Raw genomic sequence first — 12,258 nt, forward strand, 5'->3', positions numbered from 1 at the left:
ACGCTCAGACATCGGCGCTCATATTGGGAGGGACGCAAATGACAAGGGGTTGCGAATATCTATCGCGGATGCGCAGTCGGCTCCTCCTCGGAGCGGCGGTAGTAATGCTCCTTCCCGCTGGCGCGCAGGCGCAGGAAGCGCCAGGCGTCGACCAGGCGGATGATATCATCGTGACGGCGCAGAAGCGGGAAGAGCGCCTGCTCGACGTTCCGCTGGCGATCTCGGCCGTTACTGGCGAAGAAATCGCGCGGCGCGGGGCCGCCAGCTTGCAGGACCTTCAATATTCCATCCCCGGTCTGTCGATCGTCGAGCAGGGTCCCGGACAGCAGCGCATCCAGATACGCGGCGTGGCCAACTCCAACGGGTTGCCGACGTTCGGCCAATATATCGACGAGATGCCGATCAGCATCGACGATCAGACGCAGGCGCTCGACCTGCGCCTCATCGACATGAAGCAGGTCGAGGTGCTGCGCGGTCCGCAGGGCACGCTCTATGGCGAAGGCTCGATGGGCGGAACGATCCGCTACCTGACCGCGGATCCGGACCTGAACCAGATCGGCGGAAGTGTTGAAAGCCAGATTGGATCGGTGAAGGATGGCAACACCGCCTGGCGGGTCAACGGCGTCCTCAACCTGCCGCTGGCCAAGGACCAGCTCGGTGTGCGCCTCGTCGCGGGCTATGAACATACCGGCGGCTGGATCGACAGCACGCTCACCGGCAGGAAGGACGTGAACGACGCCACGATCTTCACCCTGCGTGGCAAGCTCCTGGCCAAATTCGCCGACAATCTGGAGCTGTCGATCCTGGCGCTCCATCAGGACCAGACGCAGGATTACCAGAATTTCGGTAAAGCCAGGAAAACCTCCTCCCGTGTCGCGGAACGGAACAATCCGAACTACGATCTCGTGAATGCCGTGATCCACTGGGATCTCGGAGTGGCTTCTCTTACCAACAGCTTCGGGTATCAGAACGCCCAGAACAATGCGGTGACGGATCAGTCTTTCACCTATGTGCCGTTCGTGCCGATTTTGTGTGCCACCTGCAATGTTACCGGCATCGGTCTGGGATCGATCTCGAATATCGACGTGGTGAGCGACGAGCTTCGGCTGACGTCCGCGCCGGGCGGCAGGTTCGACTGGACGGTCGGGGTCTACGGCCGGCAACTCGACCGAACGGGAACGTCGCGAACCGTCACGACGCCTGGCACGCTACCCCTCGACATTACCTCGATCACCGCGATCTTCAAATCCAAGGCCTGGGCAACGTTCGGCGAATTGACCTTCAACGCAACCGATACGCTGACGATCACCGGCGGCCTTCGCTATTTCCATGAGACGCGGACGCTCGATACCGTAAACCGCAGCTTCGGTGCCAATACGAAGCTCTTCAATAGCGGCGACTTTTCCAGCTTAAACCCGCGCCTGAACATCAGCTACCATCTCTCGCCCACATCGATGGTCTATCTCAGCGGCGCCAAGGGCTTCCGCAGTGGCGGCTTCAACCTGTCGGTCACGGGCGGGCCGCCCAGCTATGATCCCGACAAGCTGTGGACCTATGAGTTCGGCACCAAGCATCAATTGCTGGACGGTCGCCTGACGCTGGAAGGGGCGGTCTACTATACCGACTGGACGGACGTTCAGAGCTCGTTCGTCCCCACCGGCGCTGCCTTCGGTTACATCACGAACGGCGGCGACGTGAACGGTTGGGGTGCGGATATCTCGATGAGCGCGCGTCCTGCGACCGGGCTGACGCTCAGCGCAACCTATGGTTGGAACAACCTTGAATATAAGGGCACGACCGCTGAGCATCGGCCCGGCGACCCCGTCGATTATGCGGTGCGGGAGAGCTGGTCGGGATCGATCGACTATCGCCGTCCGGTGATCGGAGACGCGCAGGGTTTCGCCCGCCTGGACTATCAGCATGCGGGACGCTCCGCGTTGATCAATCGCAGTTCGGCATTAAACGTGGCGATCGGCTCGCGCGACCTGCTCAATGCGCAACTCGGGGTGGATTTCGGGAAGTTCGAGGTCTCGGTGTTCGCCAGCAATCTGCTGGACGTGAAAACCCCGATCATCCCGGGTCCGGTCGGCGCGATCCGCCAGGATATCGAGCCGGCGCCGCAGATCATCGGCGCGCGGTTCAAGGCCGGGTTCTGATAGGGAGCGAGCGGTGGCGCGCGCTCGCGCGATTGCGCACCACCGACTGCTGATGAAGTAAGGACTGGCCAATGCAACGATCATCCCTTCGGCAAGTATCGGATATTCGCGCATGGCTGGCCCTCGCGGTCATGGTTGCAACGATGCTGTATGCGATCGTGGACCGTCAGGTATTCGGACTGGTCGCCGCCGAGATGAGCGGCACGCTGCGCCTCAGCAATACGCAGCTCGGTCTCATCCAGGGCCTTGGCTTCGCGGCGTTTACCGTCATCGCCGCCTATCCCATCGCCTGGTTGGCCGACCGGTATGACCGGCGCTGGATACTCGCGGCCTGTATCCTCAGTTGGGCCCTTGGAACGGCCGCCTGCGGCCTCGCCGGAGGATTTTTGGGCTTGTTCGTCGCCTCCGCGGCGGTGGCGGTGTCCGAGGCTGGCATTGCGCCGATCTTCATGTCGATGTTGCCGGAATTGTTTCGCGGCAAGGCGCGAATAACCGCGACGATGATCTACTATATCGCCGTGTCGCTGAGCATGGCGGGCGGCCTCATCCTGATCGGCGCAATGCTTGCGCTGCTTGAGGCGCTGAAGCCTCTCCCCGCGCCATTGGGCGGGCTAGAAGACTGGCGCCTGGCCTTCCTGGTGGCCGCGGCGCCTTTCCCGGTCTTCGTGGCGATGGTGTTCCTGTTGCCGATTGGGCCGGTGCAGGGTGTCAGCGCGCGCACAAGGCTGGTCGCGGCGCCCATCCTGCCTTTTCTGAAGGCCAACATGAAATCGGTTGGCTTCGTCTTCGCCGGAATGACCTTCTTCGCGCTCGGGGTGACGAGCATTCTGGCATGGACACCGGTATCGCTCACGCGAATCTTCGGACTCGGTCCCGCTCATATCGGCATGGTGCTGGGTTCGGTCATCGCAGTGGCGAGCATCATTGGGGTCGTCGCCGGCAACTTCGTGTTGCGTCTGCTGCAGCGGCGACTTGGCTATCGTGCGGCCCCACGGGCCATCTGGGTGTCGCTGCTCGTTTCGCTTCCCTTGATCAGCCTGGTTCCCTTTGCGACGTCGCCTTGGCAAGTCTTTGCGTGCGTCGGCATTCAGGTCGTCGTTTCGACGATCGCCGGGGCCTCGAGCGTTACCCTGTTGCAGGATTTGGCGCCGCCCGAAGTTAGGGCGCGGATCATGGCGCTTCGCGCAATGACGAACGGGCCAGCGGTCGGGCTGGGCATCGCGGGATCCGCGTTCTTGGGAGACGTCATCAACGCTGGACCAAGGAGCCTGTTCTGGGGTGGCCTCTGCATAACCGTGCCGGCGTGGATTGCCTGCATCGTGCTAATGCGGCTTGTCGAGAAGCCCTTCGAGAGTACCGCTCGTGAGAGCACGGGAATGAATCACCCGCTCGACGTTTCAGCACCGGCCGCTCGAACGGAGGCATAGTCATGGAAGTGTCCGTACCCGATTGGCAACGGCCCGGCGCCCGATGCACCATGTCGATCGAACCCGCGGTGGCGATGCGCACGGCTGCGTTCGATTGGGACTATGAGGTCCAGGTCGCGTTGCCCACCAGCTATGGTGTCATGCCTGAAAAAAGCTATCCCGTGCTCTGGCTGACCGACGGGCCGTTCCTGCTCCATCTGGCGGTAGGCTTGCTCAACACCCTCGTGGTCGGTGGGTTGGCCCCCGAGATGATCATTGTCGGGGTCGGCTGCACCAGCGACGCAGGCGCGAGCGAGTTCGGCCGCCGGCGCTCGATCGACTTTGCGCCTCCCGGAAAGTCCATCCTGTTCGATGGGCCGGGTGGCGACTATTTCCGTAAGCTTGGCGTGCCCGAAGGTGGGGCGCAACAGGCCGACGATTTCCTGGCCTTCCTCGTCGACGAGGTCAGGCCTTCCTTGTCGCAGACATACCGCATGAGCGACGATCACGGCCTGTTGGGCCATTCCGGCGGGGGTATGTTCGCCAGCTATGCCCTGTTCGCGCGGCCCGGCGCGTTTCGCCGCTACATCATTGGCAGTCCGTCCAGCAACGCTGCGGACCGGGCGGCTTTCCGGCTCGAGACCGACTATGCCGCCGCCAACGAGGACCTGAAGGCAGACGTTTTTTTCGGCGCAGGGGAACTGGAGATCGGGAAGCTCAGCCTCGCCGCCTGGGGGATCGTCAGCGCGCCGGTCCTGATGGCCGAGACGCTGCTGCTGCGTCAGTATCCGTCGCTCAAGGTCACGACGCGGATCTTTCCCGGCAAGGACCATAGTTCCGTGATCGCCGACATCATCGCCGAAGGCGTCCGCGCCGTGTGGGCGGATACGCTGAATCCCGCGAAGTGACCTTGGAGACACTTGTTTACCCACCCGCCGAGGCGCGTCCGGAAGGGGTCGAATTCGGCATGGGGACGGTCCGGTATGCCGATCCGTTTCGCTGGCTGGAAGAATCGGATCGCGACGTGCTCGACTGGCAAAGCGCCCAGGACGCGCTTGCCCGCTCGCATCTCTCGGGTCTGCCAAGCTACCAGGCGTTCCTCGAAACGCTTCATGCAATGGGTGACAGCGAGGACATCGTCATTTTTCCCTTTGCCGGCGGTCACTATGTTCGCAGGTTCGTGCCCGAGGGGCAGGATCTTACCGTCGTCGAGCTTTCGGACTCGCCGGTCGGCCCGGGTCGGCGCGTCGTCGACCTGAACGCGATGCGTGCGGACGAACCGCTGCAGATGGCGGGATATGCGCTGTCGAACGACGGCAGGATGGCGGTCTTCGCGCATACTGCCGGCGGGCGCGAGAAGCCCATCGTTCAACTTGTCGAGGTCGAAACCGGGAGGATAGTTTCAGAAGGCCTGCCGAGCGAGCGACTCAGCACCTTCGTCTGGCTGCCGGACGACAGCGGTTTCTTCTACATGAGCATGGATCCGGCGGACATCGCAGCCGGAAAGACGCTGTATCGCGTGATGGTCGACAATCCAAAGCACGCGATGCTGGAACCTGTCGAACCCAGCCATTTCTACGTCCGGCCCGTCGTCGCCGCCGACAAGCGTCATGTCCTGCTTTTCGTCAACCATCTCGCCCCGAAACCCGAGTTCATCCTCGATACGCATGGCGACGGTAAATGGCGTCCTTTCCTGAAGGATGTGCCGGGCATTTTTCGCGGCGATATCGTGGGAGATCGCTTTTTCGCGATCACCGATGACGGCGCACCGCGCGGACGGATGCTGTCGATCCCGCTTGCCGCGCCTGCCCAGCGTGAGATGTGGAAGGAGATCATTCCACCATCCGCCGATGTCCTGGCGAATGTGCTCGCAGTCGGTGATCGCGCGGTCGTGCTCGATTATGTCGATACCTATTCGCGTCTTCGCGTCTTCGACAGGCATGGCGAACTGGAAGGCGAGATCGCGCTTCCGGGCAAAGGGCTCGTCAATTGCACGGGCAGCTATTTCTCCTTCTTCAACGTCACCAACACGATCTTGCGCGGCCAAGGCGAGCGGATCGATTTCCTGTTCGCGACGCCGTCCGTGGCGCCGGCGCTGTATTCGGCGAATGTCAGGACCCGCGAGCTCACCCAGATCAGCAAGCCGGAACGAACGATCGACGCGCAGGTGGTCGATCGCAAGGCGGTCAGCCAGGACGGCGCCGAGGTCATCTACCACGTCATCGCGCGCAGCGACCTCGACCTGTCGAAGCCGCATCCGACGATCGTCACTGGCTATGGCGGCTATAACGTGGCCGTACTCCCAGGCTGGTTCGGGAACCGGTGGGCCGCCTGGGTCGAGGCTGGCGGCATATTCGTCCTCAGCCATTTGCGCGGCGGCGGCGAGTTCGGATCGGCCTGGTGGGAGCAGGGCCGCCTCCAGCACAAGCAGAACAGTTTCAACGATCTGTATGCCATAGCGGAGGATCTGATCGCCCAGGGCATCACGACGCCGTCGCAGCTCGGCGTCACCGGCGGATCCAATGGCGGGGTGATGGCTGCGGTGGCCGCTGTCCAGCGGCCGGATCTGTTCCGCGCCAGCTCCCCCGAGGCGCCGATCACCGACGCGCTGGCGCGGTGTCGCGATCCGTTCTCGATGGCCGCGACGCTCGACTATGGCGCCCCGTCGGACCCTGGAATGGCGCAGATCCTCTACGGCTGGTCGCCCTATCAGAATGTGGAGGATGGCACACGCTATCCCGCGATGCTGATCGATTGCGGCGCGAACGATCCGCGCTGTCCCCCATGGCATGGACGCAAGCTCGCGGCGCGGATGCAGCAGGCGAGCGCGGGCGCGCTCCCGGTCCTGTTGCGGGTGCGCAGCGGCGCCGGGCACGGCGCCATCGGCAGGGAGGATCAGACGCGTCAATCCGCCGAAGTTCTCGCGTTTTTCGCCGAGTATCTGGGCCTGTCCCAAAGGAGTTAAGGATCATGTTCGACCAGGATGAAATTGCGCGGCTTTGCAAGGCCGCGGTGGCCGGCCGGAAGCAAAAGGCATCGGGCCGGAACGGGATCGTGGTCTCGTCGCACCCGATCGTCTCGCAGGTCGCGCTGAACATTCTCGGGGACGGGGGGAACGCCGTCGATGCGGCTCTCGCGGCTGCGCTCGCCCAGACCGTCGTCGAGCCGCATATGACGACGGCGTTCGGGGTGCTGAGCATGATGCACTACGACGCGGCGACGGGCGCGACCCAATATGTCAACGGCTCCATGAACGCGCCGCTCGCGGGCTTGCCCGGCTTCTCGGCTGCCGACGTGGGCACCGGACGGAGCGTTGCGGTCCCCGGCTTCTGGTCGGCCTGGGAAGCGTCGCGCGCGCGCTTTGCCAACAAGTCGCGGGAGGCGTTGGCCGCGCCCGCGATCGAACTCGCCCGCAACGGGTTCCCGATCTATCCGGTCCTGTACGGCATGATGTTCGAGGCGGCGCCCAAGATCGGGCTGAGCGACGAAGGCCGGAATATCTATTTCCGCGACAAGGTGATCCGCGGCCCCGGCGAGCCGCTGGTCAACCACGCGCTTGCCGACACGCTGGAGCGGATGGCCGCGGACGGCGTCGACTATTTCTACCGCTCGGCCTTCACCGAGAAGGTGGTCGAGACGGTCAGGCGCGCCGGCGGCGTCCTGACGATGGAGGATTTCGATCGCTACGAGACGCGCTGGATGGAACCTGCCTGGGGCCGCTACCACGGGTACAAGATCGCCGGCTCGCCTCCGCCCGACACGGGCGGCACGCACATCATCGAGATCCTGAATCTGGTGGAGCAGATTCCGCTCAGGGAGTGGGGCATGCCCACCGAGAGCGCGGACTCCATGTACTGGCTGGCGCGCTTCTGCCTGGAAGTGTTCTCCGAGGGCGCAGCGCAAGGTGATCCAAACAGCTGGCCGCTCCCAATGGAGACCATCCTTTCCAAGGACTATGCCGCGATGCGCTTCGAGCTGATGAAGATGCGCGATCCCAAGGGCGTGGATCCGGCGAAGAAGGCGTATCCGGGTTCGAACCATCTGACCGTGGTCGATCGCGAGGGTAATATCGCCACGGTACTGCATTCGGTGATGTCGCACGGCTGGTCGAACGGGCTGATCGTGGACGGCATGAACCTGTGGGCCGGGGGCGTGCATTTCTTCCGCAACATGCCCAAGCCAGGCGATCGCGGGACATGCTATGTCGCGCCGCACATCATCTTCGACGCGGACGACAGGCCGGTCCTGGCGGCAGGGTCGCCAAGTGTCGGCCTGATCCAGAACTGCGTCACCAACGCGCTCAATATCCTGGATTTCGGCATGGACATCGAAACCTCGGTCCATCAACCCCGCATCGGCGGACCGACCTACACCAGCGACAGCCTGGCACCGGACGCGTTCTTCCTGGAGCTGGATTGCGGCACCCCGGAAATCCAGGCGGAGGTCAGGAAACGCGGGCTGAAGACCGAGCTGGTCAACCCCTGGAATTATCACAGCGGCAGCTACGAAGGCGTCCATCTCGCCGCGGACGGGCTCGCCAGCGCCTGTGCGGATCCGCGCCGCACCGGGGTTGCCCTGGCGGCTTGAACCGCATGCCACGCCGCAATGCTAGCCGTTTATAGGAGAGTGAAGATGGGTATCAACGCCGCCCTGGCCGGACTGGCCGCGCGCTATTGGACGTTTCAATGCGAGGAGCTCCCGATCAACGCGATCGCGGCGGGCGTGGCGACCGAAGCCACGCAGTTGATGCGCGAGGCGCCGATCGACCATGAACGGCGCGCCGACTGGGCGCGGAAAGCCCTTGTCGAGCTCGCGGCGATCGAGACGGCATCGCTGGGAGTCGAGGATCGGGCGACGCATCTGCTGCTCGGCCATGAGCTTCGCCTTCTGGTCGAGCTGGTCGAAAGCGGGGCGCATCTGCGCCCGGCCATCTATCCGCTCGGTCCGGAGTTCACGCTGATCTACTGGGCCAACGCCACTGCCTTGGCCACCGCAGCCGATGCGCGGCTGTATCTGGCGCGGCTTGTCGCAACACCGGCGTCGTTCGCGACCGTGCAGGTCGCGCTGGCCCGGGGCGTAGCGCAAGGAATGTCCTATCCCCGTCTCGTGGTGGAGCGCGCCATCGCGCAGGTCCGCGGCCAGATGGCGGCCGACCTGGAGGCGAATCCCTTTTATGGTCCGCTCGGACGCATCGCGGGCAGGGGTGGCGTGATGGCAGATCTGGCAGGCGAGGGGCGTGCATTGGTGGAGGACGTGGTCCGCCCGGCATTCCTCGACTATGCCGACTTTCTCGAAGAGACGCTGCTGCCGGCGTCACGCGACAGCATTTCAGGCGCTGACGACGTGGATGGAGAGCGCTTCTATCGGTACAATATCAACCAATATACCACGATCGATCTGCCGCCGGCGGACATCCACGCGACCGGGCTTGCGGAAGTCGAGCGTCTCAAAGACGAGATGCTGGCCGTCGCGACCGATGCAGGTTTTGCCGACGACCTCGAAGGTTTTCGTCACCGTCTGCAGACCGACAACCGGCAATTTGCCGAAAGCGCGGAAGCATTGCGCGAGCAGATCGAGATCCTGTCGAAACGCATCGATGCGCGGATTCCCGAATTCTTCGGGCGGATACCCCGCATCAGCTATGGCGTGAGCAGCATTCCGCTCGCCGTCGCCGAACGCATGCCGCCGGCCTATGCCCAACCCAATCCGGCCGATGGCAGCGCGGCGGGTGTCCACTGGATCACCTCGATTCCCGGCAAGTGCCCGCGCTACATGCATCTGCCATTGGCGCTGCACGAGGCCTGGCCCGGCCATCTGATGCATCTCGCGCTGATCCAGGAGATGGATCAGCTCCCCGACTTTCGCCGCTACGGCGCGATGAAATATGCCGCCTGTCTCGAAGGCTGGGCGCTATATTGCGAAGCATTGGGCGAAGAGATGGGTTTCTACGACACGCCGGAGAAGCGGTACGGCCGTCTCGAGATGGAGATGTGGCGCGCGGTGCGGTTGGTGCTGGACACTGGTATTCATTCCAGGGGATGGGGCCGCGATCAGGCGATTTCCTTCTTCCGGGAGAATATGGCGATGCCGCTGGAGACGCTGACGGCCGAGGTCGATCGTTATATTGGTTTGCCCGGGCAGGCGCTCGCCTATCAACTCGGCAATCTCAAGTTTCGCGAACTTCGGGCTCGCGCCGAGACGGCTCTCGGTGACGATTTCCGGATCCGCGATTTTCACGACGCGTTGATGGCGGCCGGTGCCGTGACGCTGCCGGTGCTTGAGATCCTGATCGACGACTGGATTGCTCACGCGAAGGTCGCGGTGGCTGCATGAAGGCCAATGATTTCTATCCCATCGGCACGGCCGGGCGGCCCTGGGGCGAGCAGGAACGTGCCCAGTGGCGGGCTCGGCAAACGCGTCGGCGCAGCTATGACGAAGATGTCGTGGCGCGCATCGACGCGCTTGCGGACCGCTTCAAGAAGATTGCCTATGGGAAGATCGACTACGCGGAGGACAGGTACAACCTGTATGCGCTGCGTAGCCAGCCGATCGACCCCGCGTTACCCACTGCTTTGGTAACGGGCGGGGTCCATGGTTACGAAACCAGCGGCGTTCTGGGCGCACTCGAATTTCTCGAGCATCACGCCAGCGCGTATTCCGGCTTGGTCAATCTGCTGGTGATCCCCTGCGTCAGTCCCTGGGGCTATGAACGCATCAACCGCTGGAACTATGATGCTGTCGATCCGAACCGGAACTTTCGAAGGGGAGGACCATCGCGGGAAGCGACGGCGTTGATCAAGCTCGTGAACGCGACGGCGGACCACTATCTTCTGCACATCGATCTGCACGAAACGACGGATAGCGATGAAAGCGAGTTCCGACCCGCGCTGAGTGCGCGCGACGGCAAGACGTTCGAAGCCGAGGCGATACCCGATGGATTCTATCTGGTCGCCGACACCGCCGAACCGCAACTCGCCTTTCAACACGCGATCATTGCCGCCGTCGAGGAGATCACGCGGATAGCGCCACCGGATGGGGAAGGGAAGATCATCGGCTCGCCCGTCATTGCGCACGGTGTAATCGCCTATCCCCTGGCTGAACTCTGTCTTTGCACATCCATCACCGAAGCCCGCTTCACGTCGACGACCGAAGTTTACCCGGATGCCCCGGGCATGACAGCTGAGACGTGTGTGGAGGCGCAGGTCGCGGCGATATGCGCGGCCCTGAATTTCGCCCTGGCTCACGACGCCAAAAGCGTAGCGACGGATTATCGGCCATGACGCTGCCCGCGATAAGCCCGGTTGCAACGCGCATGCCGCCTTCTTCGTCATTTCTGGCCGCGATTGCGGTGCGGTTCGGGGAGGACGCGCTTCTCTCCGAGAGCGTGCGCCGTCAGTATGGGCGGAGCGAGGCGCATTTCGCGGAGGCGCTGCCCGACGTCGTCATTGTGGCGCGGACCACCGGGGATGTCGTCGACTGCGTAAAGCTCTGCGCTGAGCATGCCGTGCCGGTAACCGCGTTCGGCGCGGGCACCTCGATCGAGGGCAACGCGCTTCCCGTCCACGGCGGTGTTTCGATCGACCTGTCGCGGATGAACCGCATCGTCGCCGTTAACGCGGAGGATTTCGACTGCACGGTCGAAGCCGGCGTGCGCCGCGAGGAGCTTAACGCCCACCTGCGTGACACCGGTCTGTTCTTCCCGATCGATCCCGGGGCCAATGCGACGATCGGGGGAATGGCCGCTACGCGGGCCAGCGGCACCAACGCTGTCCGTTATGGCACCATGCGCGAGGCAGTGCTGTCGCTCACCGTCGTCACCGCGGACGGCAAGGTCATCCGGACCGCGCGTCGTGCCCGCAAGTCCGCGGCGGGATATGACCTCACCCGTCTCTTCGTGGGGTCGGAAGGTACGCTCGGCATCATCACGGAAGTGACGCTGAGGCTTCATCCCGTCCCGGAGACCATCTCGGCGGCGGTGTGCGGTTTCGCCACGTTGCAGGGCGCGGTCGATACCGTGGTCCAGTCGATCCAGAGCGGCGTGCCGCTTGCTCGCGTCGAACTGCTGGACGATCGGCAGATCGCGGCGGTGAACGCCTGGTCGAAGCTCGGGTTGCCCGAAGTCACGACGTTGTTCTTCGAGTTCCACGGCTCGCCGGGCGGCGTGGCCGAGCAGGTCGAGATCGTGCGCGGCCTCGCTGCAGCGAATGGCGGCGGCGCATTCGCATTCTCCGACCGGCCGCAAGAGCGCGCCCGGCTCTGGAAGGCGCGTCACGAGGCCTATTATGCGGCGATCAACGTCCGGTCCAACGCCGTGGGATGGACGACGGATGTATGCGTGCCGATCAGCCGGCTGCCCGACTGCATCCTGGCGACACGGGCCGATCTCGACGCCTGCCCTGTGCCGGCGACGATCCTGGGTCATGTGGGAGATGGCAATTTCCACGTCATCTTCTCGATCGACCCGAATGAGCCGGGAGAGTTCGCGGAGGTCGAAGCCGTCAATCGACGTCTCGTCGAGCGCGCCCTGGTCATGGACGGCACATGCACCGGCGAGCACGGGATAGGGCTCGGCAAGCAGGATTGGCTCGTGGCGGAGCTTGGCGACGCCGTCGATCTGATGCGTGTGTTGAAACGCGCCCTTGATCCGAAAAACCTGATGAATCCAGGCAAAATCTTCAGTCTCTAGGCGCCGCCAC

8 protein-coding genes are annotated in these 12,258 nt (G+C 63.6%); all 8 read left to right on the forward strand.

Annotated features, from left to right (window positions below; all coding sequences use genetic code 11):
• Nucleotides 1–104 precede the first annotated feature (104 nt).
• Nucleotides 105–2,156, forward strand: a complete 2,052-nt coding sequence (locus tag ACZ1I5_RS05995; protein WP_465172800.1) for a TonB-dependent receptor — start codon at nucleotides 105–107, stop codon at nucleotides 2,154–2,156.
• A 71-nt stretch (nucleotides 2,157–2,227) separates the two neighbouring features.
• Complete coding sequence (locus tag ACZ1I5_RS06000; RefSeq protein ID WP_465172801.1) at nucleotides 2,228–3,583, forward strand: MFS transporter; 1,356 nt, start codon at nucleotides 2,228–2,230, stop codon at nucleotides 3,581–3,583.
• Between the two features lie 50 nt (nucleotides 3,584–3,633).
• Nucleotides 3,634–4,470: an alpha/beta hydrolase gene (locus tag ACZ1I5_RS06005; RefSeq protein ID WP_465172802.1), complete on the forward strand. Its 837-nt coding sequence runs from the start codon at nucleotides 3,634–3,636 to the stop codon at nucleotides 4,468–4,470.
• A 59-nt stretch (nucleotides 4,471–4,529) separates the two neighbouring features.
• The gene (locus ACZ1I5_RS06010; RefSeq protein WP_465172803.1) at nucleotides 4,530–6,527 is read left to right on the forward strand and encodes a prolyl oligopeptidase family serine peptidase; all 1,998 of its coding nucleotides are present in this window, start codon (nucleotides 4,530–4,532) and stop codon (nucleotides 6,525–6,527) included.
• A 5-nt stretch (nucleotides 6,528–6,532) separates the two neighbouring features.
• Nucleotides 6,533–8,149: a gamma-glutamyltransferase gene (locus ACZ1I5_RS06015; RefSeq protein ID WP_465172804.1), complete on the forward strand. Its 1,617-nt coding sequence runs from the start codon at nucleotides 6,533–6,535 to the stop codon at nucleotides 8,147–8,149.
• Nucleotides 8,150–8,194: 45 nt separating this feature from the next.
• Entirely contained in the window at nucleotides 8,195–9,895 is a 1,701-nt protein-coding gene (locus ACZ1I5_RS06020) for a DUF885 domain-containing protein (RefSeq protein WP_465172805.1), read from the forward strand.
• The gene (locus ACZ1I5_RS06025; RefSeq protein ID WP_465172806.1) at nucleotides 9,892–10,842 is read left to right on the forward strand and encodes a M14 family metallopeptidase; all 951 of its coding nucleotides are present in this window, start codon (nucleotides 9,892–9,894) and stop codon (nucleotides 10,840–10,842) included. Before ACZ1I5_RS06020 ends, ACZ1I5_RS06025 begins: the two co-directional genes overlap by 4 nt.
• Nucleotides 10,839–12,248, forward strand: a complete 1,410-nt coding sequence (locus ACZ1I5_RS06030) for an FAD-binding oxidoreductase (RefSeq protein ID WP_465172807.1) — start codon at nucleotides 10,839–10,841, stop codon at nucleotides 12,246–12,248. The genes ACZ1I5_RS06025 and ACZ1I5_RS06030 overlap by 4 nt, the downstream gene beginning before the upstream one ends.
• Nucleotides 12,249–12,258: the final 10 nt, after the last annotated feature.

The sequence above is a fragment of the Sphingomonas sp. BL-S-30 genome (assembly GCF_055521475.1).